17 protein-coding genes and 2 tRNA genes are annotated in these 24,636 nt (G+C 58.8%); 12 read left to right on the top strand and 7 right to left on the bottom strand.

The genetic code is table 11. The features are described from left to right. Position 1 precedes the first annotated feature (1 nt). Genes M5D89_RS06470 through M5D89_RS06455 form a run of 4 tightly spaced genes read right to left on the bottom strand, consistent with a single transcriptional unit; the run spans position 2 to position 4,220 of the window. Positions 2-505 carry a GNAT family N-acetyltransferase gene (locus tag M5D89_RS06470; protein WP_248885014.1) on the bottom strand — a complete coding sequence of 168 codons (504 nt, stop codon included), beginning with the start codon at positions 503-505 and terminating at the stop codon, positions 2-4. Then, positions 502-1,995 (bottom strand): NFACT RNA binding domain-containing protein, encoded by a 1,494-nt coding sequence (locus tag M5D89_RS06465; RefSeq protein ID WP_248885013.1) that lies wholly within the window; start codon positions 1,993-1,995, stop codon positions 502-504. The genes M5D89_RS06470 and M5D89_RS06465 overlap by 4 nt, the downstream gene beginning before the upstream one ends. Positions 1,996-1,998: 3 nt before the next feature. Continuing rightward, a complete protein-coding gene (gene sat, locus M5D89_RS06460; RefSeq protein WP_248885012.1) occupies positions 1,999-3,645 on the bottom strand; it encodes a sulfate adenylyltransferase in 1,647 nt (548 codons plus the stop codon). After that, on the bottom strand, positions 3,642-4,220 hold the full coding sequence (locus M5D89_RS06455; protein ID WP_248885011.1) for a phosphoribosyltransferase family protein: 579 nt from the start codon (positions 4,218-4,220) through the stop codon (positions 3,642-3,644). The genes sat and M5D89_RS06455 overlap by 4 nt, the downstream gene beginning before the upstream one ends. 172 nt (positions 4,221-4,392) lie before the next feature. Here M5D89_RS06455 and M5D89_RS06450 point away from each other — a divergent pair, with 172 nt between their 5' ends. From M5D89_RS06450 to M5D89_RS06425, 6 genes are all read left to right on the top strand, one after another. Beyond that, on the top strand, positions 4,393-5,658 hold the full coding sequence (locus M5D89_RS06450; protein WP_248885010.1) for an alpha/beta hydrolase family protein: 1,266 nt from the start codon (positions 4,393-4,395) through the stop codon (positions 5,656-5,658). 320 nt (positions 5,659-5,978) lie between these two features. Beyond that, positions 5,979-7,550: a bifunctional phosphoribosylaminoimidazolecarboxamide formyltransferase/IMP cyclohydrolase gene (purH, locus tag M5D89_RS06445; RefSeq protein ID WP_248885009.1), complete on the top strand. Its 1,572-nt coding sequence runs from the start codon at positions 5,979-5,981 to the stop codon at positions 7,548-7,550. Between the two features lie 13 nt (positions 7,551-7,563). Continuing rightward, positions 7,564-8,823 (top strand): phosphoribosylamine--glycine ligase, encoded by a 1,260-nt coding sequence (gene purD / locus M5D89_RS06440; RefSeq protein WP_248885008.1) that lies wholly within the window; start codon positions 7,564-7,566, stop codon positions 8,821-8,823. Between the two features lie 14 nt (positions 8,824-8,837). Beyond that, positions 8,838-9,401 (top strand): L-threonylcarbamoyladenylate synthase, encoded by a 564-nt coding sequence (locus M5D89_RS06435; protein WP_248885007.1) that lies wholly within the window; start codon positions 8,838-8,840, stop codon positions 9,399-9,401. Further along, complete coding sequence (gene hemF / locus M5D89_RS06430) at positions 9,401-10,291, top strand: oxygen-dependent coproporphyrinogen oxidase (protein WP_248885006.1); 891 nt, start codon at positions 9,401-9,403, stop codon at positions 10,289-10,291. The genes M5D89_RS06435 and hemF overlap by 1 nt, the downstream gene beginning before the upstream one ends. Then, on the top strand, positions 10,288-11,367 hold the full coding sequence (locus M5D89_RS06425; RefSeq protein ID WP_248885005.1) for a quinone-dependent dihydroorotate dehydrogenase: 1,080 nt from the start codon (positions 10,288-10,290) through the stop codon (positions 11,365-11,367). Before hemF ends, M5D89_RS06425 begins: the two co-directional genes overlap by 4 nt. Positions 11,368-11,376: 9 nt before the next feature. Here M5D89_RS06425 and M5D89_RS06420 read toward each other — a convergent pair whose 3' ends face one another. Both M5D89_RS06420 and M5D89_RS06415 read right to left on the bottom strand, forming a co-directional pair. Then, on the bottom strand, positions 11,377-11,886 hold the full coding sequence (locus M5D89_RS06420; protein ID WP_248885004.1) for a DUF3568 family protein: 510 nt from the start codon (positions 11,884-11,886) through the stop codon (positions 11,377-11,379). A gap of 66 nt (positions 11,887-11,952) precedes the next feature. Further along, positions 11,953-12,039, bottom strand: a tRNA-Leu gene (locus M5D89_RS06415). A gap of 92 nt (positions 12,040-12,131) precedes the next feature. Here M5D89_RS06415 and glnE point away from each other — a divergent pair. From glnE to M5D89_RS06400, 3 genes are read left to right on the top strand one after another with little or no spacing between them, the layout of a single operon-like run. Beyond that, positions 12,132-14,948 (top strand): bifunctional [glutamate--ammonia ligase]-adenylyl-L-tyrosine phosphorylase/[glutamate--ammonia-ligase] adenylyltransferase, encoded by a 2,817-nt coding sequence (glnE, locus tag M5D89_RS06410; protein WP_248885003.1) that lies wholly within the window; start codon positions 12,132-12,134, stop codon positions 14,946-14,948. Positions 14,949-14,951: 3 nt separating this feature from the next. Beyond that, complete coding sequence (locus tag M5D89_RS06405; protein ID WP_248885002.1) at positions 14,952-15,875, top strand: branched-chain amino acid transaminase; 924 nt, start codon at positions 14,952-14,954, stop codon at positions 15,873-15,875. After that, positions 15,865-16,101, top strand: a complete 237-nt coding sequence (locus M5D89_RS06400; RefSeq protein ID WP_248885001.1) for a zinc-finger domain-containing protein — start codon at positions 15,865-15,867, stop codon at positions 16,099-16,101. Before M5D89_RS06405 ends, M5D89_RS06400 begins: the two co-directional genes overlap by 11 nt. A gap of 12 nt (positions 16,102-16,113) precedes the next feature. Here M5D89_RS06400 and dsbD read toward each other — a convergent pair whose 3' ends face one another. Further along, a complete protein-coding gene (gene dsbD / locus M5D89_RS06395) occupies positions 16,114-17,967 on the bottom strand; it encodes a protein-disulfide reductase DsbD (protein WP_248885000.1) in 1,854 nt (617 codons plus the stop codon). A 196-nt stretch (positions 17,968-18,163) separates the two neighbouring features. On the opposite strand from dsbD, the gene M5D89_RS06390 reads away from it, so the two are divergent. The 3 genes from M5D89_RS06390 to M5D89_RS06380 all read left to right on the top strand — a co-directional run bounded on the left by M5D89_RS06390 (position 18,164) and on the right by M5D89_RS06380 (position 24,369). After that, positions 18,164-18,239 (top strand) — tRNA-Asn (locus M5D89_RS06390). Positions 18,240-18,350: 111 nt separating this feature from the next. Then, positions 18,351-19,373 carry a site-specific integrase gene (locus M5D89_RS06385; protein WP_248884999.1) on the top strand — a complete coding sequence of 341 codons (1,023 nt, stop codon included), beginning with the start codon at positions 18,351-18,353 and terminating at the stop codon, positions 19,371-19,373. A 124-nt stretch (positions 19,374-19,497) separates the two neighbouring features. Further along, positions 19,498-24,369 carry a DEAD/DEAH box helicase gene (locus M5D89_RS06380; RefSeq protein ID WP_248884998.1) on the top strand — a complete coding sequence of 1,624 codons (4,872 nt, stop codon included), beginning with the start codon at positions 19,498-19,500 and terminating at the stop codon, positions 24,367-24,369. Positions 24,370-24,636: the final 267 nt, after the last annotated feature.

Genomic DNA, 24,636 nt, shown 5'->3' with positions numbered 1-24,636 from the left:
ATTACGCCGGTATCTTTCGCCCCAAGATCAATAAGTCTCTGGATTGGGCTTGGATCTCGGCAACGGCGGGCAAATGTCCCCACCGCGAGAAACCAAATTTCTCAAAGAGGCGCACACTCGCGCGGTTCTCGGCAAAAACAAACGCGAGCAAGGTCGTGACCGCGAAATGCGGCGCGCGCTCCATGGCGTATTGCAGCAACGCCGATCCCAAACCCTTCCCCCGCTGGTCTTCACGGACATAAATGGCCAGTTCCACCGTGTGACGGTAGGCCGGCCGACCATAGAAATCGGAAAAGCTCATCCAAGCACAAATACGCTCTTCCTCTTCCATTACCCACACCGGTCGGCGCGCTGCATCGTGTCCTTCCAGCCAAGCCCTCCGGCTCGCTACGGAGACGGACTCTGTATCCGCCGTCACGACGCCGGAGGCGATGGTGGAGTTATAGATTGCGACAATTTGCGCCAGATCCTCCGCGACAGCCAAACGTAACCGATGCTGACTCAATTCCTTGTGCTCCCGGGTCGCCGCACACGCAGCGTCTGAAATCGACGGTATAGTACCCGACCTGCGCCCCCTTGCGGATGGCGACTGACATTACGCAGTTCTGTCCAATCCACCTCGGCGCTCAAGGACTGCGACGCGCTATGCTGCAGGGCAATTTCTGCCGCTTGGCGCAGGACCTCGGCAGGCACGTCCTGCTGGGGATTCTGTCGCCGAATCAGTACGTGACTGCCGTGCAGATCCTGTACATGCAGCCACAGATCATGGGGCTGCCCCAGGCGAAAACTCAGATAATCATTGGCGCGGGCATTCTTGCCCCAGAGAATGTTAAAACCATCCACTTCGCGTTCTTCGATCCCTACTGGCCTGCGACTCCTCGGCTTGCCACTCGATTCCGTCGCAACCCCAGGCGCAATGTCCTGCTCCGGCAAATGCCTCAGAGCCGCATCCACCCTCGCCAATTCGTCCCCTATCCGCTGTCGCGCCCGCTCTGCGCGCTGCGCTCGCCTCATCAACTCCTGCGCATAGGCGTGCAGATATTTGCCTGCGGGAATGGCCAATTCGATCTCTCCCACGCCATCGCTGCGATATTCCGGCAGAAGCAGTATTCCGCCAGAGTGCACCCGATCGGGTGACGCAAAAAGGGCAGCGGCATACCGGCGTGCCTCCTCGGTCTGCGCATCCTGCCACTTGGCCAAATCTTCCCACAGGCGCTGTTGGCGTCGGCGCAGGCGTTGCGCCTCCTGCTCTCGCGCCCCAACGGCAGAGGCCGTTTGCTGCCCTCGTGGCACTCTAGCCACTGGCGCTCGCCAGCGCACTGCCTCGGCGATCGGAATCACCACGGCACCCACATCGAACCGCAGCGGATAGGGCTCTGCTCCCACACCACCCTGCCACCAGGGCTGGCAGGAGGGGCCCTGCAGAAGCGCCGCGATCTGTTCCAGCGCGCCGTCTCCAAAGCGTTCACGCTGTTTGGGATGGAGCAATAGCAGAAGATTAGGAAGATCCTCCCAGGACTGCGTTTTGGGCGGTGGCTGGTAGGATGCCTGGGGCAAGATCCGCGCTGGATCCTGTTCCAGCGTATCCCAGCGCGATGCCCAGTGAATCCGCTCCTCATCGTCCAGCAGAAGAATCGCGGCACGAGCGCCAAAACACTCTGCCAGTAAGCTCCAGCTCTTTTCCTGCCGGTCCAGACCCGTTTGGGCAAAGCGTAGACGCAGAATGCGGTCAGCCCAAGGAAGCTCCAGGGAAACGAGACGAAAACCCCGGAGTTTCTGCCCGAGAATCGCAGCCGATCCGGCAGGTTTGGGCACCTGCGCAAGCGCATCGGCCCAGAACAGACCCACCGGCGTGTGTTGGTACGCAAGATACAAGCGGCCGCGAGGGAAATAGAGGACCGCTACGCCTTGCTGAACTTCCGTACCGCGGAGCATTTGCCCAGCGAAGCTTTCTTCCAGGCAACGTGCAACGGAATATAGCTGTAGGCTATCCACCGATCAGCCCTCGCTGCGCAACACCCCAGCCGTCAACAGATAGTTCCAGAGGGTAGCCAAAGCTTCAGCATCAACAATCTGGCTGGTATCCAGTCGTAGCTCCGGGGTCTCTGGCTCTTCGTAGGGATCACTAACTCCAGTAAAGTGTGCGATCTCGCCGCGCTGTGCCCGGGCATAGAGCCCTTTGGGGTCACGTTCCGCACAAACCGTTAGCGGCGTTGCCACATGCACTTCCACAAAGAGACCGCCGGCTTCCTCCACCAAACGTCTGGCCTCAGCGCGCGCACCGCGATAAGGCGAGATAGCTGCGACCAGGGCGATACCGCCATGCCGAGCGACCAGACTCGCGACAAAACCGATACGGCGAATGTTCTCGTCACGGTCCTCGCGACTGAAACCCAGGCCCTTGGATAGAAAACGCCGCACGACGTCCCCGTCGAGCAGGGTTACCGCGCGGGAGTCTTTGCTTTCCAGACGCCGCGCCAACATCCCTGCCAAGGTGCTCTTGCCACTGGCAGAAAGCCCGGTGAACCAGACCACCAGTCCGCGGCGATCCGCACCCCGATAGGCTTGGCGCAGAATATGTACTACCTCGGGCGGGGAAAACCAATCAGGAATTTCTTCGTTGGCGGCCAAACGGCGGCGCAGTTCCGTGCCTGATAGATCGGATAGGCGCTCGCCATTGGCCTGCGCCCGCGGTACGTAGGCGCGTCGTTGGGGTGAATAGGCATACTCGGGCAGAAGCACCGGCGTGATCCCCAGTTCATCCCGCTTTTCTTCCAGTAACTCTTGGGCGGCAAAGGGAGAGTACCAGCTACCATGCTCCGGATGCCCAGGATCGGCATGGGCACGACCCACCACAAAATGCGTCGCGCCATGATTGCGACGAATCAAGGCATGCCACAGCGCCTCACGCGGACCGGCCATGCGCATGGCCAACGGCAGGGGCGCGAGCAACACTCGCCCTTCGGGATACTGCGGCAACACCGCACGATAGGCACGCATCCTGGCCGCCGCGTCCACATCCCCCGGCTTGGTCGGGCCGATGGCGGGATGCAGCAACAAGCGCGCCTCTTCCCCCAACTCGGACATTGCCGCTCGGGTAATGGCAATATGGGCGTGATGCAGGGGATTCCGGGTTTGGAAGGCGAGCAAGGGCCGCCCGGCGGCAAAGGCGCGCAATTCTTCCGGGTAACGATACTCCGGCGGAAACTCTACCGCCGCCGCCCGCCGCAGTGCGCCCTCCTCCCAGACCTGTACCGTACCGGCAACATTCCATGCTGGCAGGTCAAGAATTTGTGCCACCCCAGGATGACGCCGGTCATCACTGCCATAGACCAATAACGCCTCCTGCCGCCGATCTGGACGGTAGCACTCGGCCACGCACAAGCGCGCCAGGGGTGTGCCATCCTCCCGGTCCAGGCGCAATTCATCACCCACTTGCAGGCGTTGGGCCAAATCCTCGCCGACTTCCAAGGTGATGGGCATCGGCCAGAGCGTGCCATTGGGCAGGCGCATTTGACTGAGTACCGACTGCCAGGTGGCCTGATCCATGAAACCCGTGAGCGGGGCAAAGGCGCCACTAAGCAGCAGCTCCAGGTCACAGCGCTGCCGCGCCGACATTAGATGGACCACAGCAGCGGTGCTCATGACGATTGCAGAGGAAACAGCGGTAGATGCGCCAGGCTCAGCAAGGGTTCCGGCAGATCAGGCTGCTCCCCTTCCGTGCAAATGGTGGCCACGGCCGCAATGCGGGCCTGCGCTTCCTGCATCAGACTGCGCATGGCGCCCAGCGTGGAGCCGGTACTGATTACGTCATCGACCAGAATCACCGAATTGCCCTCGAGCAGAACTCGATCCTTGGCGTCGAGATATAGGGTCTGCGGCTTTCCCGTGGTAATGGAGAGGGTCGAGGCCTGCAAAGCCTCCCCCATGTACGACTTATAGTTCTTACGCAACACTACATAGGGCTTCTTGACCCGCAGGGAAAGGGCATAGGCCAGGGGGATACTCTTCGCTTCGGCGGTCACCAGGGCGGTGAAGTCGTGCGCCCGGAGCTCCTCCGCCAAGGCATCGGCTGCCGCCTCGCAAAGCTCCGTATCACCCAGGATATTCAGCACCGCAATGGCCAGATCTGGAGCGACCGCGAAGAGCGGCAAATCGCGTTGCACTGCGCCAATCCGCAGGGGATGTGTTGTCTGCACCAAGGAACTCTGCTTCTGCATAACTAGACCGTCCTCTTCGAAGGGGCAATAGTGTGCCACGGTTCCACGCAGTTCCCAAGATTTCCGGCACGGTTGTCTTGACTGCAGGAAAGATTCAACTATCTGCAAATACCCAGATTACGAACCTGGCTATTTCTACGCATAAAATCTCACACCCTCAAAGGATCAGATCATGAACATTCCTCTCACACAACAACGCTTCAGTCGGCGCTCATTTTTAACTAAAATATCCGCCCTTGTGGGTGCGACGGTTGCCACCAGCCTCATCCCTTCCGCATACGCTTCCGCCAAAGACAGTAGCAATGCGCACGCTCATATTCTGCGCCAGGTGCAATTCCAGCACATCGACCACTGGGACGTGAGCCGATTGAATCATATCCTCAAGGTTGATACGCCAGCTTTCACTGGCTTTCCTGTGGACTACCCAGCCGCCCGGAATGGGGTGGATCTCTTCCGCATACAATATCCTTCTGTAATACCTGAGCAAAACAACAGGCCTATAATGGCTTCTGGGCTGATTGCGATTCCGCAAGATGTCCATGGCAAAAGACGACTAATCTCCTACCAGCACGGTACTGTGTATGGCAAACATCAGGTCCCCTCCTTTCCTGATGAATCACCAGAAACTCAATTGATGATCGCCGCTTTTGCGGGACGCGGTGATGTGCTGATCGGTGCCGATTATTTTGGGATGGGCTTATCTGATGCGCCCGAGAGTTTTCTGGTACTGGGCAGTCAACAGCAGGCAACGGTGGACATGATTCATGCTGCCCGGGCAGTTTTGGAACAGCTGCAGACCAACACCACTGGACTATACCTGACCGGCTGGTCAGAGGGGGGCTTTGTGACCATGGGACTATTGGAACGCTTGCAGAGCGATGGCGTCGCCGTGAGGGCAGCATCCACGGCTAGCGCCCCAGTGGATTTGTTCATGGCCATGAGCGGATTTCTGGATTTTCCGCGACCCAACGATGCATTCTGGCTCAACTCCATCTTCATTTTGTCGGCCTTCGCGTACGAGAATTACTACAGTGCGCCAGGGCTCGCAGAGTCGTTCTTGAACCCTCAGTATATTGAGGTGTGCAGAAAAGCCTACGAGAGAAAGCCCTTCAGCGTGCATGACATACCGACAGACTTACATCGCCTGATCCGCCCAGAATATTTCAATCCCAATTATTTCCTCCGCTCCGAATTTGGCCGTCTGATTCACCAGAATCAGGTCTATCGTTGGGTAATAGAAACCCCGACACGAAACTATTACGGCGAGGCTGATGAGGCTATCCCAGTTGGTCTGGGCAAACTGGCCAGTTTTTATCAGACGGGGATGGGTAACAACCAGGTCACGGCGGTTTCAGCGGGACCAGATGCCACTCATCGAGGAACCTTTGCCCGTGCAGCGAAGGGTTGGAGCGAGTGGTTTGATGAATTGGACAGCTAGATTCCTCCCCTCTAGCAGCCATCGCCGAGTAGCGTTGGGAGTTGGGTAGAGGAACCGCTCGCCCGCGTTCGTGAGGTTGGACCCAGACGGGGACAGCGCTCTCTCGATTCGGCAAAGGCGCCATCAGATCCGCTAAATGGCAGCACGCCGCCAAACGCTGTTGCAGATCTTGTGCAATGGGTATAACATTCGTCCATTACGTTGCTGCCGGCAACGTAGACGTAACGCTCCCTCCATCAGGAGGTTTGGGTACGACAGGAATTCCTGATCGTACCTTTTTTATTTCAGCCCCGGGGGCTATTCGATAGGCAAGAGGTCATATGGGCGGCATCAGGCGAGCTCTCATCAGCGTTTCCGATAAAGAAGGCGTGATCGCGTTTGCGCAAGGACTTGCGCATCATCATGTCGAACTGCTGTCTACCGGCGGTACGGCGCGCCTGCTGCGCGAAGCGGGGTTGGCGGTGATCGAAGTCGCTGACTACACGGGTTTCCCGGAGATGCTCGAAGGGCGCCTGAAAACCCTGCATCCGAAGATCCACGGCGGACTGCTGGCCCGCCGCGACGATCCCAAACACGAAGAAGACATGCGGCAACAAGGAATCCCTCCGATCGATCTTCTCTGCGTGAATCTCTACCCCTTCGAGGCGACGATCGCGCAGCCGGACGTGCGTCTGGAGGACGCCATCGAACAGATCGATATCGGCGGGCCGACGATGCTGCGTGCCGGGGCGAAAAACTGGCAAGGAGTCACCGTCGTGGTTGACCCCGCAGACTACGAAGCCGTGCTACGAGAGATGGAACAGAGTCGCGGCGGCGTCGGCGCCAAGCTACGCTTTCAGTTGGCAGCCAAAGTCTTCGCCCACACGGCGCGCTACGATGGCCTGATCGCGAATCACCTGTCGCGCCATCTGGACAATCTGGAAGAGCCCGATGATTTCCCGCGCATCCTGACCTTGCAACTGGAACAGCAACAGACCCTGCGCTATGGCGAGAATCCTCATCAGCGCGCCGCTTTCTATGCCGATGCAAGTCCGTCGGGCCTGGCACAGGCACAGCAACTGCAGGGCAAAGAACTTTCCTACAACAACCTCAGCGACAGTGATGCGGCGATCAATCTCGTGCGGGAGTTTGCCGAACCCGCCTGTGCCATCATCAAACATGGGAATCCGTGCGGCACCGCTATCGGCCAGGACATTGCCGATGCCTTTGCCCGAGCGTGGTCTGCCGATCCGGTTTCGGCCTTTGGCAGCGTGATTGCCTGCAACCGCCCGATCACTGCGGCACTGGCGCAAGTGATGAGCGAGTCGTTCATCGAGGTCATTCTGGCACCGCAGGTAGAAGCCGAGGCTGCCACTACCCTGGCGCGGAAAAAGAACCTACGGGTTCTGGCCTACGGCGGGTTGGAAACGCAGCAGCAGGCAGCAGGGTGGGATCTCAAGCGCGTCCGCGGCGGGCTCCTGCTGCAGGATTTTGATGATCTGGTGGAAGACGAAACACTCTGGCGCGTGGTCAGCGAACGGCAGCCCACGGCAGAAGAGCGCCGGGATCTACGCTTTGCCTGGAAAGTGGCCAAACATGTCCGTTCTAACGCCATTGTCTATGCTGCCGCAGGCCGCACCCTAGGGGTGGGCGCCGGACAAATGAGCCGCGTTGACGCCGCCCGCTGTGGTGCAGCGAAGGCGGAAGAACTGGGCTTTTCCCTGCAGGGTGCGGCCCTCGCCTCCGATGCCTTCTTTCCTTTTCGCGACGGTGTCGATGCGGCAGGAGCCACTGGGGTCAAGGCCATCATTCAACCCGGCGGCTCGATTCGTGACGAGGAGGTCATTGCCAGTGCCAATGAGCAAGGCATTGCCATGATCTTCACCGGAGTCCGGCATTTCCGTCATGGGTAGGGAGACGCAAAGGATGAGTAAGGTCATGGTGCTCGGTAGCGGCGGGCGGGAACACGCTATCGCTTGGAAACTTGCGCAATCCCCTGCGATAGAAGAAGTGCTCTGTGTGCCGGGCAATCCGGGTACGGCCCAGGAAGACAAATGTCGCAATTTGCCCCTTTCCCCTCTGGATAGCTCGACGCTGATCAGCGCCGCCCACGCAGAACGGATTGCCTTGGTCGTGATCGGACCGGAGGCCCCCCTCGTGACCGGCGTGTCCGATGCCTTACGACGCAGTGGTATTTCCGTTTTTGGGCCGAACGCGGCGGCGGCACGCCTGGAAGGCAGCAAGGCCTTTGCCAAGGAATTCATGGAGCGCCACGGCATTCCCACTGCCGCCTATGGTCGTTTCACCTCCCTTGAGGCCGGGCGCCAGTTTCTCCAGAGCTGCGCTCTACCCATTGTCGTCAAAGCAGACGGACTTGCCAGTGGCAAGGGCGTCGTAATCGCTGCTACCCGTGCGGAGGCCGAGGAGGCCCTCGCCCGCTTCCTTGCCTGGGGCCCCGTACTACTGGAGGAGTTTCTCGAAGGGGAAGAGGCCAGTTTCATTGCCATCCTCAGTGAGGGACAGGTGCTGCCCCTGGCCGGTTCTCAGGATCACAAGCGCTTGGGTGACGGTGATCAAGGACCAAATACCGGTGGCATGGGTGCCTATTCGCCCGCCCCTATTCTCGACACCGCCATGAACGAGCGAGTGCGGCGGGAAGTGATGCAACCCATGGCACGCGCGCTACAGGCGGAGGGGCTGAGTTTTCGCGGTTTTCTCTACGCCGGCCTGATGATCACCCGAGACGGGCCAAAGGTTCTGGAATTCAACTGCCGACTGGGTGACCCGGAGACCCAGCCGCTGCTGTTGCGGTTACGCTCCGACCTGTACCCGGTCCTACGGGCGGCAGCCCTGGCGGATCCCTTACCAACCACCCTCGACTGGGATCCTCGCACCGCGCTGTGTGTTGTGCTCGCCGCACCTGGCTATCCCGAAGCCGTGCGCAGTGGTAGCCCTATTCTCGGTCTTCCTGTCCACGAAGCGGAACACACCAAGATTTTCCATGCCGGCACCGCCACTCGCGATGGCGACATCGTTACGGCGGGAGGGCGCGTGCTGGGTGTGACTGCGCTGGGAGCCAGTGTTGCCCATGCCCAGCAGCGCGCCTATGACTTGGCAGCGGGTATTCACTGGCCGGGCCAGCAGCTGCGCAAGGACATCGGCTGGCGGGCGCGGAGTCGTAGCTAGGAGGACGCGGGGACATGTTGCCGCGCCAGCCACGCCGCCGCGCCCTGCGTCGAGCCGTCTCCTGCCTACGGCGGGGCGGGGTTCTGGCCTATCCCACGGAAGGGGTCTGGGGTCTAGGCTGCGATCCACGACAGCGACGTGCCTTCCGCAAGATCCTGCGCCTGAAAAGACGCCCACAAAAAAAGGGCGTTCTGCTCATCACGGGCCACCAGCGACATACCTACGACTATTGGCAGCGTGACATTCCCCTATGCCTCGATCCGGCACAGTACTGGCCCGGTACGACCTTGGTCCTGCCCGCGCGGGCGCGCTGCCCGAGCTGGATTCGCGGCCGGCACCGCGGCATTGCCATGCGCGTCAGCGCCCATCCCGGGGTATGCCGCCTCAGTGCCGGTTTTGGCGCTGCCATCGTCTCTACCAGCGCCAATCCGGCGGGGAAAAAACCGGCGCGCTCTCTGCGCCAAGTGCTAAGATATTTTGGTGGCCGGGTGACCGTACTCCCAGCTCGATTGGGTGGACAACGGCGTCCAAGCCGCATTCTCGATGCTCGCAGCGGCAAATTACTCAGGAGTGGCTGATGACTGTGCCAAAGCTGGATGAATTGGAACATTTTTTACTGCAACTACAAGACCAGATCTGTGACCAACTTGCCGCCGCAGATGGTGTCGCGCAGTTTCACGAAGACCGCTGGGAACGCACTGAGGGAGGTGGTGGCCGCACCCGGGTGATCGCCGAGGGGGATCTTTTCGAGAAAGGCGGGGTCAATTTCTCCCGTGTTCAAGGCACCCAACTACCGGCCTCCGCCACCGCCACCCGTCCCCAGATTGCGGGGAAGCCCTTTCACGCCCTGGGGGTGTCTCTGGTCCTGCATCCTCGCAATCCCTACGTACCCATCGTGCACATGAATTATCGTTTTTTTCAGGCGGGTGAAGTCTGGTGGTTTGGCGGTGGCGCCGACCTGACGCCGATCTACGGCTTTGCTGAGGATGCCCAGCACTTCCATAGCACACTGAAAAGCGCCTGTGACCGCCACGATCCAGCATATTACCCGCGCTTCAAGGACTGGTGCGATACCTATTTCACCATTCGTCACCGCAACGAAATGCGCGGTGTGGGCGGGATCTTTTTCGACGACCTACAGGGAGACGGCAAGGCACTCCAGGCCTTCTGGGAAGATGTAGCGCAGAGCTTTTTGCCCAGCTATCTGCCCATCGCGGCGCGCCGCCGCGACCTGCCCTATGGTGGGCGAGAGCGTCAGTTTCAGTTGCTGCGGCGCGGACGCTATGTCGAATTCAACCTGGTCTACGATCGCGGTACCCTTTTTGGCCTGCAGTCCGGGGGACGCACCGAGAGCATTCTCATGTCCCTGCCCCCCCTTGCCGCCTGGGAATATGACTGGCAGGGCGAACCAGGCAGCCCGGAAGCGAGACTGAAAGAAGAATTTCTGACCCCAAGAGACTGGGCATGATCGAGACACTGCTACGCAGGGTTCTGTTCCAAACGGATCCCGAGCGGGCGCATGAATGGACTTTACATAACCTCGAAGTCCTGGCACGCATGCCGCGCACACGCAGCCATCTGTGGCCTGCACGGCCTATTGATCCCATGCTCCAGCAAGAAATTTGGGGATTACGCTTTCACCACCCCCTCGGTCTTGCCGCGGGCTTTGACAAGGACGCCCGTGCCCTGCCCACCCTCTCAGCAATGGGCTTCGCCTTCGTCGAGATTGGCACAGTCACCCCCCGCGCCCAGCCCGGCAACCCGCAACCGCGGCTGTTTCGCTATCCGCACGAAAAGGCGGTAATCAATCGCCTGGGCTTTCCCAGTGCGGGCATGGAGCAGGTCGCGGAGAATCTCCGCCGCGCGGGTTCTCAATCGATCCCCGTCGGCATCAACCTTGGCAAGAACAAGGACACGCCCATGGAGGATGCCGCGCAGGACTACGCGGCGGTCCTGCGCTGTCTGGCACCCTATGCCGATTATTTAGTGGTCAACGTCAGCTCGCCCAACACGCCGGGGCTTCGACGCCTGCAACAGCTTGAGGTTCTACGTCCGCTGCTCCAGCAGCTGCGCGCGCTACAGCAGCAGAACAACGCCGATCATCTTCCCTTGCTGCTCAAGATTGCCCCCGACCTGGAGGGCGAGGAAGTCGTTGCCCTGGGCGAACTTGCCCAAGCCAAGCCAGGATTGCTCGATGGCTTCATCGCCGGGAATACCACCCTCTCCCGTCCAGCCGGCTGGCCGCATCCGCAGGAAAGTGGCGGCCTGAGTGGTGCCCCCTTGCGCGATCTGTCCACCCGCATCGTGAGCGAACTGTTTCGCGCCAGCGCAGGTGCCTTACCCATCATCGGGGTCGGCGGCATTTTCTCGGCTGCGGATGCCTATGCCAAGATCCTGGCGGGAGCCAGCTTGGTGCAGCTGTATAGCGGTTGGATCTGGGGTGGCAGCGCGCTGTTACGCGATTTCCCCGAGCAGCTCGCGAACTTGCTGCGGCGCGATGGATTTACCGACCTGGGCGCCGCCATCGGTCAAGGCTCCGCCTGAGCGCGGAGTCTACTGCAACGGAATGGTCTGTTGCTCTGGCGCTGCGGCGGGCGCAGGAGCTGTGGGCGCCGGCGGCTGCACCGCGGCGGGTTCCTGACTGCTCGGCTGTATGCCGAGCTGGTTGGAAAGGGCCTGCTGGAAGGCCAGAGAGACCTTGCGATCACCAAGGGTGCCGACACGAATATTGACCTTACTAACATCCGTAGCCATCGAGTGGATGGTCACCTTGACGCGCTGTCCCTGGGCATCGCTGCCCTCGATCAGGATCTCCTGTGGACTTTTCTGGATCATGCCCTCATAGCGGATCCCCACCTGAGAAAAGGCTGCCTGGGCAGCCGAACTGGCGCGCGCCACACTCACCGGATAATAGGCGTAATAGTTGGCTACCCCGCCATTCTCTACGTAGGCGACGCCGCCAGCTCCTGCGCCGGCACCAAGCAATGCTACACAACCACTGAGAGGGGCGGCTGCCAACAAGGAAGCCAGGGCCAGCCAACGATACGGTATCCGTGTTTGCAAGATTCCTTCTCCATTGACGGCCGAGCCGCCGCAAAAAAACCCGGAAGCCCGGGTTCTTTACACTGATGGTACCGAGAGTCGGAGTCGAACCGACACGGTGTCACCACCACCGGATTTTGAGTCCGGCGCGTCTACCAATTCCGCCATCCCGGCTAATTCTTCGATTCTAACAAGAGCAGCCCAAACCTTACAAGCGCAAAACATCTGCGTATCATTGCAGGTAGCCCAAGCTGCGGAGACCGCTCATGCCCAACGTCGTTCGCCCGCATTGTCTCGCCCAGCTAGACGCGTTTCCAGAAGAGGCGGCACAAGTCACTCAATCCCATGCGCAGCTCGCAGCGCAGGGACAAGATATGGGGCAGGCAGAACAACGGCGACTGTGGCGCCTACTCGTTGCCAGCCCCTTTGCCCGACGCTGTTTGCAGCAGGACACCCGCATGCTGGGCAAGATGATCGCACCAGCCACCCCTCTCCGCTGGGACATCGAAATGGGCGAAGAGGATTTTCTGATCTCGCTGCGCCGCTACCGCCAGGACCGATGGTTGCAGATCGTCTGGCAAGATCTGCGCGGGCCCGCTGCCTTGGACGATACCCTGCAGTATCTCACCCAACTGGCCGAAGAGACCCTTACGGCGGCCCTCGCCTATGGGCAGGAAAGGTTGAGTAAACGTCATGGCCACCCGCGGGATGAGCAGGGAAAGGAAGTTCCTTTCGTGGTGTTTGCGATGGGCAAGCTGGGCGGGAAAGAACTCAATCTCTCGTCGGACATCGACCTGCTCTTCGTCTACGGTGCCGCCGGCGATACCGATGGCCCCCTACCCCTCGACAATGGCAGCTACTTCCAGCGTCTTGGGCAATGGTTGATTCGTGCCCTGGCAGAGCTGCGCGCCGAAGGTTTTGTCTTTCGCGTCGACATGCGGTTACGCCCCTTTGGCGACGCTGGCCCCCTCTGCGTCACGGCGGAGGCACTGGAACAGTATTATCATCGCCATGGCCGCAGCTGGGAGCGCTATGCCCTGCTCAAGGCGCGCACCGTCGTTGGCGATATTGCCTTTGGCGAGGCCCTATGGGAACGCCTGCAACCCTTTTTATATCGTCGCTATCTCGACTTCACCGCCCTCGCTGGCTTACGTCGCGTCAAGGCCCTGATGGACGCCGAGCAGGGTCAAGCCAGTCAGGATATCAAGAAGGGATTGGGCGGGATCCGCGAAATCGAGTTCATCGTCCAATCCCTACAGCTGATCCACGGCGGTCGCCTGCCTCTGCTGCGCGAGCGCAACACCCTATGTACCCTCGATCAGATCGCGGCAGCGGGTCTCCTGGAGGAGGAACAGGTGGAGACGCTGCGACACTATTACCGCCTCTGGCGGCGGGTGGAGCATGCGCTGCAAATGGTGGAGGATCGGCAAACCCAGATCTTGCCCCAGGACGCTCTGGGCTGGCTGCGTTTGACCTGCGCCCTGGAGTACGCAAGCCCCGAGGACTTGCAGGAAGAAATCAAACGGGGCCGGGCGCAGGTACATGCGCTCTTTCAGCATGTGCTTCCGACACCATCCACAGCAGAAGCGAAAGACCCAGCGCAAATTGCCTGGCTGACCGCCCGCGATGCCATCGACGAGAAGATGCCAGAGGGCTGGTCACGGCTCATTGGCAAGAGAGATCCCGAGGAAAACTGGCGCAACCTGCGGAGTTTTGCCCGCAGCCGAAGAGTCCTGCAGCTTTCGCGACGCGGACAGGCGCGGCTCGATGTTCTGATGCCCGCCATTCTGCGACGACTGGCCCAGGCCTCCGCCGCAGAGCTGCTGCAGCATTACCTGCATCTGCTCGATGCCCTCCTCGGCCAAGCGCAATATCTCGCGCTGCTGGCCGAAAACCCGCATTGGCTCAGTCGCCTCGAAGAGTACCTGGAAAGCCCCTGGCTGACGCAAGAGCTCATCCGCTTCCCTTCCCTGCTCGAGGATCTCCTCTGCCAGCGTTCCGCCGCCGCGCGCGACTGGCCGCAGATCTTCAGCAGCGAGGAGGACCACGAGCACGATCTCGAAGAGCGGATGGACTTGTTGCGCCGCTTCAAGAATACCGAATTATTGCTCTTGGCCAGTGAATTCTGGGCCGGCAAAAGAGAAGTAACCGAACTATTGCCAGAACTCAGCGACCTGGCCAGCTTTTGCCTGCAACGCGCCCTCCCCTGGGCCATCGCCGCCATGCTCCCGCAACATGGCGCCCTGCCCGGTTTTGCCGAGCCACCCTTTGCGGTCATTGCCTACGGCAAGCTTGGGGGACGGGAAATGGGATTGGCCTCGGACCTCGATCTGGTCTTTCTGTATGATGCGCCTGCAGAACTCGAGAGCAACGGGCGCATTCCGCTCTCCGCACCCGCCTGGTTTGCCCGTTTGGGTCAAAAATTGATTCACATTCTGAGTGTACTCACCCGCGCCGGGACCCTGTACGAGATCGATATGCGTCTGCGCCCGAGCGGACAGTCCGGGCCGCTGGTCAGCTCGCTCTCCGCATTTCGCAGCTATCAGCGCGATTCGGCCTGGACCTGGGAGCATCAGGCCCTTACCCGCGCCCGCTTTCTTGCCGGTAGCGCGGCCTTGGGACAGGCGTTTTCCCAGCTCCGGCAGGAAATCCTCTGCCGCCGCCGCAATCGCGAAACCCTTGTCGAGGAAGTTCGCACCATGCGCCAGCGCATCCTACGCGACAAGCCCGTAGCGAAAGATCAGTTCCATCTCAAACAGAGCCCTGGCGCCTTGGTGGATATCGAATTTCTCGTCCAGTTTGCTATTCTTTCTCTTTCTGCGGAGAATCCTGCGCTACTGCAGCATCAGGGCACGCGGGAAGGAATCTTGGCACTGGGACGACTGGGCCTATGGGATGCATCTGCAGTGGAGCAGTTGGAGAGTGCCTGGCGTTTGTTGCGCGCTGTCGAGAATCGACGCTGGTTGCGCTTGCAAGCGCCCGTGGTGGAGAAGCAAGATCCGCAAGCTGCAGCACTACACCGAGCCGCCCTGCAGGTGCAGAAATGGACAACACGACTGGGCCTGGGGCCCATTGAGGAGTAAACGATGTCGATGGCAGATCGCGATGGTTTCATTTGGCTGGATGGCAAGCTCGTTCCTTGGCGCGAGGCCACGGTGCATGGCCTTACCCACAGCCTGCATTATGGTCTGGGCTGTTTTGAAGGGGAGCGCGCCTACGCCACCGAGCGCGGAGCGGCAATCTTCCGACTGCCTGAACATACCAAGCGCCTCTTCAACAGCGCTAAGATCCTGCAAATGGACGTGCCCTTTACGATTGAGGAAATCAACGCCGCGACCAAGGAAGTTATCCGGGCCAACGGCCTCGAATCCGCCTATATTCGCCCGCTGTTCTTTTACGGCTCTGAGGGCATGGGCCTGGCGGCCAAGGGCCTCAAGGTCCATGGCTTGATCGCCGCCTGGCCCTGGGGCAGTTATCTGGGGCAAGAAGCCCTGGAACGCGGCATTCGCGTCAAGGTCAGCTCCTTCAGCCGCCATCATGTCAACATCCATTTGTGCAAGGCCAAAGCCAGCGGCAACTACATGAACTCCATGCTCGCCCACCGCGAGGCGCACAATGGCGGCTATGACGAGGCCCTGCTCCTGGATCGCGAGGGCTATGTCGCTGAAGGCTCGGGAGAAAACGTCTTCATGGTACGCGACGGGACTCTCTACACGCCGACCTTGACCAGCGCCCTGGAGGGAATCACCCGCGATACCATCCTGCGCTTTGCCCGCGATGCCGGAATTCCCATCGTCGAGAAACAACTGACCCGCGATGAGTTCTATATCGCCGACGAGGCCTTTTTTACCGGCACGGCCGCAGAGGTTACGCCCATCCGCGAGATCGATGACCGCAAGATCGGCAACGGTCGTCGCGGCCCCATCACCGAGGCATTGCAACAACGCTACTTCGATACCGTGGCCGGACGCCGCGATGATCACCCCGAATGGCTGCACTATGTCGACTAAAGCCGCGAGCGATGATTCCCACAGCATTCATTGCTGCGCCCAGAGCTACGTGGAAATCGATCCCAAGGAATTGCCGCTAGCGTGCCCCCGCCCCCATGGCGGGGCTTGGAACGGGCACCCGCGGGTGTTCTTGAAGATCGAGGAAACCGGTGAAGCGCGCTGCCCCTATTGCGGCACGCTCTATCTCTTGAAGGGCGGCCCGCTAGTAAAAACGGGCGGGCACTGAGCACCGCTACCGTCAGGTAGCGGAGTCTACTGCCAACCAGTGTAGGAAGGCATCGGGTCCCAGATAACCTTCCTGCACCGCGGCCACCTTCCCATCCTTACGAATATGGATGAAGGCTGGCGGTCCAGCCAAGTGATAGCGCTTCAAAAGCTTCTGACTATCCGCGTCGCTGGCGGTCACATCCACCCGAATCAGCACATAATCGCCCAGGGCCTTTTGCACGCGCGGATCACGGAAGGCGATCTGATCCATGCGCGCACATTCCACGCACCACTTCGCCCAATAGTCTATGAGCACTGGCTTGCCCTGCGCCGCCTGCAAGGCAGCAGCCAGAGCCGCCGGGGTTTTTACGACCTGAAACGACAAAGTGGCCTGCTGCGCCGGCGCAGCTCCGCTCAGATTCAGAGTGGGTAATGGATGGAGCGGGTATTCCTGCCCTTGCAAAGCCCCCACCCCCATCACCAAACCGTAGGCCAGCAGGGCGACCCCCAGGGCCTTGCGAAACAACGTCCAGCCGCTATTGCCCGCCGGTTCCAGGGCACGCAGATAGATACCGGAAAAAATTGCGAGCAAGGCCCAGAGCAGCAGGGTAACGGATCCGGGTAGAATACGGCTCAAAAACCAGATCGCCACGCCCAACATGAGGACCCCAAAGATCGCCTTGATGCCGTCCATCCATGGCCCAGCTTTGGGCAAAAACTGGCCGGCAGAGGTCCCAATCAATAACAGCGGCACACCCATCCCCATACTCAATGCGAATAGCGCCAGGGCACCCAGCAAGACATTGCCGGTTTGGGACACAAAGAGTAGCCCTCCCGCTAGGGGGGCAGCGACGCAGGGGCCCACGATCAGGGCAGAAAGAATCCCCATTACAAAGCTACTGAAGAGATGTCCACCTTTGCCCAGGCGCGACAAGCGGGTTTGTATCGCGCTCGGAACCTGCAACTCATAAAAACCAAACATCGACAAGGCGAGAAGAACAAAAATCAGGGCGAAGGCGCCGATGACCCAGGGGCTCTGGAAGAAGGCCTGCAGGTAAGCCCCGGTCAGGGCGGCTGCAATACCGGCAATGGTATAGGTCAAGGCCATCCCGAGAACATACGCCAGGGACAGCGCAAAAGCGCGGCTACGATTGGGACGCTCCTTCTGCCCGACGATGATTCCCGACAAAATCGGGATCATCGGAAAAACGCAGGGGGTAAAAGCCAACCCCAAGCCGGAGATAAAGAAGAGGACCAAGGTCCAGCCGAAGCGCTCCTGCAGCCCATGGGCCAGGGATGCGGCATTGCTCGCAGGCGGCAGCAGGCTCGGCTGCGGCGAGGATGGCGCGGGCGACGCCGCGGTACTCGTCGAAGCCAGAGGCGCGCGCTCTACCAGAGGCTGTGCGGCGAGGGAAACAGCAATGGTCTTTTTCTGTTGTGGATAGCAGACGCCGGCATTTGCACAGCCCTGAAACGTGCTGGTCACCTCGATCTTCTGCGGCATCTTGCCCTGCACGGTATACGGCAGGAGGATCCGATTATCTCCCTCCAACACCTGCACCTTGCCAAAGGCCGGGTCATCCAGCAGCGTACCCGCAGGCAACTGCAATTTGCCCATTTGCACATTGCTTGGGGCCAACTGCACATGGACCATTGAGCGATACAAATGATATCCCGGCGCAACCTTCCATTGCAGCGCCAGGCGGCCAGGACCGCCACTTTGGGCAGAAAATTGAAACGCTTGATCCGCGGGCAGGAAAGAGCTTGCCCAAGCGCTGCCCAGCGAAAGCCAGCACAGCGCCAATAGGCACAGCGCAACAAACAGGAGATGGCGATCGATGCCCTGCCGCAAACGTCCGTAAGCATCTGATCCTGTGTGACTCATATCCTTCCCCCGCTGCCTATCTGCATCATCCATGACCATAACCCAGCAATACTCGGACCAACTACCCAGCATCTGTGGGCGAAGAGCGTAGCAGATCGCCCCTCCAGACTGCAGGGGAACTGCACCATCAAGACGGAAAATGTGTATGAACAAAAGTTGACGCCCACCGCGGGCGTCGGTATGCTACGCCGACTTTTCCCCGGTAGCTCAGTCGGTAGAGCGGGTGACTGTTAATCACTAGGTCGGCAGTTCGAGCCTGTCCCGGGGAGCCAGAAAAATCAAGGTCTTAGGCGAAAGTCTAGGGCCTTTTTCTTTGCCAAGTTGATTTATCGCTCCACTGGCGCGACACTGAGCCCACTTTCCAGTGTCGCAGGGAGTGCCGCATGGCAACGATCTCAGAGCGCAAAGACGATCAGGGCGTCCGCATTGGCTGGCAAGTGCGGATCCGCAAGCAGGGCTACCCACAACAGATCAAAACATTCCGGGCCAAGGCCGAAGCTCAGGCATGGGCCAAAGCAACCGAGTCTGATATGGAGCGCGGCAGTTGGCGCGACACTAGCGACTCAGACCGCACCACCCTGGGCGAAGCGTTTCAGAAGTATGCTGATGAAGTGACCATTACCAAAAAAGAACAGGGGTCAGAACTCGCGAAAATTCATCAGTGGCAGTCTCGTGCTCTTGCCCGCATCTCTCTCTCGCGGATTGGTGGCAAAGAAGTTGCGGCCGCCATCAAGGATATGGAAGCGGAAGGCAAAAGCGCCAACACCATCCGCCTGCACCTGGCCGTGCTCTCTCATCTTTATAATATCGCCCGGACTGAGTGGGGCATGAGCAACCTATCCAATCCCGTTGAATTTGTGCGCAAGCCCAAACTGCCTCAGGGTCGGGATCGTCGGTTGGTCGGAAATGAAGAGGCGCGGCTACTGGAAGCCTGTGTCCAATCCCGCAACCAGTGGCTCTCGCCCGTGGTGCGCTTTGCCCTTGAGACCGCCATGCGCGCCGGGGAGATTGTTGCGACGGAGGATAGCCCCGGTCTGCTCTGGAAGCATGTGGATCTAAGTAAGCGCGTTGCACACCTGCCGGAAACCAAAAACGGATCGGCGCGGGACGTGCCTCTGTCACCTGCTGCCGTGGCTGTGCTCAAGGACTTGCCCCGCTCCGTGGATGGGCGTGTGTTCCCAACCAACTATAATGCTTGCGTGAAACTCGCCTACACCCGAGCCCGCGAACGCGCCGGCATCGAGGGCCTGACCTTTCACGACCTGCGCCACGAGGCCACCAGCCGGTTCTTTGAGAAGGGTCTCAACCCCATGCAGGTTGCGGCCATCACTGGACACAAGACCTTGCAGATGCTCAAGCGGTACACGCATCTGAAGGCGGAGGACTTGGCCAAGTTGCTGGGTTGAAGTCGCCATTTTGCTATTCCGTTACCTGTACAATCTGGCTGGAGTGCGAAATGGCAGAATTGGTTGGTTCAGCAGCATCTTTGGCGGACAAATCTTCTGTATATATCTATAGGAGCAATTAAAAATGCCCAACACCGTCCATGAATGGCTGGTCTCCCTTAAATCTCACGCTCTCAACGAGCACCACAAGGGCGTCCTTTTCGAGCGATTCATGGTGGCCTACCTGCAGACCGATCCCCTCTATGCGGACCAGCTAGAGCAGGTTTGGCGCTATCCCGACTGGCCTGATCGTCCTGAGCACTGGCCCACGGACAATATTGGCATAGATCTGGTCGCCAAGACCTTCGACGGGGACTATTGGGCGGTGCAGTGCAAGTTTTATGACGCAGATTCCCGAATCCATAAGGAAGAAATCGCCAAGTTTACCCACGACTCCCAGCGCACCTTTTCGGTGGATGGTGAGGAAAAGTCCTTTGTGTATCGGCTCTTTGTTGCCACCCAGGACGTACTTGGGAAGCAGGCAGAGGAAGCCCTGACCGACCTGCCAAACTTGGGTGTGCTGTATCTACGCGACCTGGAATTGGCACCGATTGACTGGAGCCAATTCACCTGGGAAGAACCGGGCACGCTGACGCGGGTGTCGGGCAAGTCTGCACGGTCACACCAGCGGGAGGCCATTCAGGATGTTTTGCAGGGCTTCCAGAAGAATGATCGAGGCAAGCTCATTATGGCTTGTGGGACGGGCAAGACCTTCACCAGCTTGCAGATCATGCAGCAAATGGTGCCAGAGACAGGACTGGTGTTGTTCCTCGCGCCCTCCATCACGCTGGTATCCCAGACGCTGCGGGAGTGGTGCGTCCAGGCCAATCCCTCGATCACCGCCTTTGTGGTGTGCTCGGACAGTCAGGTCGGCCAGGAAGAAGAAGATATCCGCACGGCGGATCTGGCTTATCCCGCCACCACGGACCCCAAAAAGATTGCACAGGCGGTCTTGGGTACGCGCGCGGATCGCCGGCGGGTGATCTTCTCCACCTATCAGTCAATTCAAAAGGTGATCGAGGCCCAGCAACTGGCCGGGCTCCCGGACTTTGACCTGGTGGTCTGCGACGAAGCGCACCGCACTACGGGCCTGACGGAGAAAGGAAAGGAAAGTCAGGCGTCCGATTTCGTCAAGGTACACCGGAATGATCTGCTACGAGCCAGCAAGCGGCTCTACATGACGGCCACTCCCAGGATTTACACCGAGAAAACCAAGAGCAAGGCCGACAAGCACGAAGCAGTCCTCTACTCCATGGATGACGAACAGATCTATGGCCCAGAGTTTCACGTCTTGAGCTTTGGGGAAGCGGCCAGCCGGGGGATTCTTGCGGAATACAAGGTGGTACTGGTGGCAGTGCGCGAGGAAGCCATGGCCGATGTCGCCAATGAGTACAATGCGGCCTATAAACTCGACGACAAAAAGGCGATCAAGACCGAGTTTGCGACGCGAATCATTGGTGCCTGGAAAGGGCTGGCGAATCAGGATATCCGGGTGATCGACGGCACCGAAATGGCAGAGCCCGTGGCGGGAACGGCTATGAAGCGCGCAGTGGCATTCTCTCAGAGTATCAAGGCATCTGAACAACTGCGGGACGCCTTTTCCTCTGTGGTATCGCTGGCAGCGGACGAGGATGAACAGGGTGTGCTGGATGCCCAACTGCGCCATGTGGACGGTGGCATGGGAATGGGCAAGCGGTTGGAGTTGCTGGACTGGCTCAAGGCAGAACCCGAAGAAGGCGCCTGCCATGTGCTGACCAACGCCCGTTGCCTGTCCGAAGGCGTGGACGTGCCCGCACTGGACGCCGTGATTTTCTTCGACGCCCGAGACTCGATGGTGGACATTGTGCAGGCCGTAGGCCGCGTCATGCGCAAGGCCGAAGGGAAGGAATTTGGCTACGTCATTTTGCCCATTGCGATCCCGGCAGAGAACATTGCCAGTTATGACGCCTATATCGACAAGGATCCCCGTTTCAAGTCGGTCTGGAAGATTCTGAAGGCGTTGCGTGCCCATGACGAAAGACTGGTAGACAAGTCCGAATACCAAAAGCGTATGACGATAATGGACGGCAGCGGCGGCTCGCGTAAGGAGCGCAAAAAACGAGACAGCAACCTGGGCGACGGACAGGGGGAGATTGAGCTGCCCGCTCTGCCCGTGGACCAGATCCGCGATTCGCTCTATGCCGTGGTACCCAAACACCTGGGCGATACGGAGTATTGGGCCAGTTGGGCGCAGGATGTTGCCAAGATTGCCGAGCAGATCACTTTGCGGATTGAGCTGCTGATCGAGAAACGTGAGGGGCGGACAGCGTTCAATGCCTTCCTCAAGGCCATTCGCAAGAACCTGAATAGCGGCATTTCGGAGTCGGAGGCGGTCGACATGCTGGCCCAGCACCTGCTGACGCGGCCCATTTTCGACGCACTCTTTGGGGACCAGTCCTTTTCGCAGGAGAATCCGGTATCTCAGGCCATGCAGCGGATCCTTGAGGTGCTGGACAAGCACGAGGTAGACAGCGAGGCCGACAAGCTGGATCGTTTCTACAAGGATGTGGCAAAGCGGGTATCGCTCGCCAAGAGTGACGAGTCCCGCCAGGACCTGATCCGCAATTTGTACGACACCTTTTTCAAGGCGGCCTTTCCGCGCATTGCTGACCGCCTGGGAATTGTTTACACCCCCGTCGAGGTGGTGGACTTCATTCTCCACAGCGTCAAGGTGGCTCTACAAGAGCATTTTGACGAAGACCTGAACAGTGATGATGTGCAGATTCTCGACCCCTTCACCGGCACTGGCACCTTTATCAGCCGCCTGCTGCAAACGGACCTGATCAATCAAGAAAACCTGGCCCGCAAGTACGCGGGAGAGATCCACGCGAATGAACTGGTACTACTGGCCTACTACATTGCCGCAATCAACATTGAAAGCGCCTACCATGCGCGAACCGGGCAATACCAGCCCTTTGACGGCATAGTGCTCACGGACACCTTTCAGATGGGAGAACCGGAGCATGGCAACCTGTTGGACAGTGAGTATTTCCGGCGCAATTCCGAACGAGTGGAGCGGCAAAAGAAGCTACCCATTCGGGTGATTGTGGGGAATCCGCCCTACTCATCTGGGCAGAAAAGTGAGAATGATAATAACCAGAATTTGGACTATCCCGTGTTGGATGACCGAATTACAACAACTTACGCCAAGCAGTCCTCTGCGAAACTGGTGAATAGTCTGTACGACAGCTATATCCGGGCGATGCGATGGGCCAGTGACCGGATCGGGGATCGGGGCGTTGTAGCCTTTGTTACCAACGGATCATTCATTGATGCGAACAGTATGGACGGGATGCGCAAGTGCCTGACGGGTGAATACAGCACCATCTATGTCTGCAATCTGCGTGGGAATGCGAGGACTTCAGGAGAGCAGCGCCGCATGGAAGGGGACGGGATTTTTGGTATAGGCTCCCGCACCCCCGTTGCCATTACGTTGCTGATCAAGGATCCCCAGCACCAAGGGCCTTGTGAGTTACGGTATCACGACATTGGCGACTACCAGAGCCGGGAAGCCAAACTCGACAGTCTCCGGCGTGCGGTCAGTATCCAGCGATTGGACTGGCAACAACTGGTGCCCAATGAGCAGGGTGACTGGGTAGGCCAACGTAGTGACAGCTTTGGTGATTTCATTCCCTTGGGAGATAAAACGCTGACCGAAAAAGCGGTATTTTCTATTTATTCCAGAGGCTTGGTTACGAATCGTGACGCATGGGCATATAATCAAAGCCGCGCGCAGCTTGCTGAAAATATGCAGGACATGATTGAGGTCTATAATGCAGATGTGGCACGTTATACCAAGGCATGCAATGGTCTTCCGAAGGTGTCATGGCCAAAGGTCGAAGAGATCATTTGCGACGATCCAGAAAAGATTAGTTGGTCCGTGAATCTTAAAACTGATTTGTCTCGCAGAAAGCGTCACGTATTTGAAGAAGATTCATTGCGAATGGGAATGTATCGTCCATTTAGTCGGCAATGGTTATATTTCAATCGCTCTTTCAACGAGAGAGTTCTCCAGATTCCCCGAATTTTTCCCAACGAACGGCAGGAAAACGTAGTTATTTCCTTGACTGGAACGGGAGTAAGCAAGGATTTTTCTTGCCTTTCCATCAAATTTATCCCTGAATATCAGTTATTTGCAAACGTCCAATGCTTCCCCCTCTACTGGTACGAAACGGTAGAGGAAGCTCGCAAGCGACTTCAGCCCGTTCAGAAGGGGCAGCATGGCCTTTTTGACGAAGATGCGCCCGTAGATTTGGGTGAGCCAGACGCCGACGGATACATTCGTCGCGACGCAATCACCGATTGGGCGCTACAGACCTTCCAGGAGCACTATCAGGACCAGTCCATAACAAAGCTGGACCTATTCACCTACGTCTATGGCCTGCTGCACTCGCCGGGGTACCGGGAACAGTATGCCAATGACCTGAAAAAGATGATCCCCCGGATTCCGTTTACACCGGACTTCTGGGCCTTCAGCACCGCGGGCAAGACGCTCATGGATCTGCACTTGGGCTATGAGCAGGCAGAGCCGTGGCCGTTGGAAGAAGTCTGGGCCAAGGGGAAAGACGGTGATTACACGGTAGAGAAGATCCACTTTCCCAAGAAGGGCGAGCGGGACCGGATCGTCTATAGTGACGCACTGACCCTCGCTGGCATTCCAGAAGAAGCCTACCGCTACATAGTGAACGGCAAAAGCGCCCTGGAATGGATCATGGAGCGCTTTTCCGTGCGCGTGGACAAAGCCAGCGGAATCGTCAACGATCCCAATCTCATGCTGGAAGAGATCGGGAACCCGCGCTATATCGTGGATCTAATCAAGCGGATAGTGCGGGTAAGTGTGGAAACCATGCAGGTTGTGAAGCATCTGCCACCACCTTCAGTATCAGTTTCAGCCAGCGGAGATTTGCAGACTGTCTAGGACAGACCGGATGTTTCGATTTTAGTTGATCTCTCTGGTAAGAGTTGTTTGGATTAGAAAGCAGAACTTTACAAACCTAGCTTGAATATAATCGTCTTTTTGCCATAGCCATTCTTGGTCGAATTATCGTGTCATAAATCAAGATTGACCAACCCAATATCGCTGGTTGAAATACCGCTGGAACGGCCATGTATACCCCTGGGCAGATTGATCATCCGACAGGCCTGACAAACTCTAACTTGACACCAGAGGCGATAGATTCGACTA

It is taken from the genome of Acidithiobacillus acidisediminis (genome assembly GCF_023277115.1).
In the GTDB taxonomy this organism is placed as follows: domain Bacteria; phylum Pseudomonadota; class Gammaproteobacteria; order Acidithiobacillales; family Acidithiobacillaceae; genus Igneacidithiobacillus; species Igneacidithiobacillus acidisediminis.
This window is presented reverse-complemented; position numbering and strand designations above follow the sequence as displayed.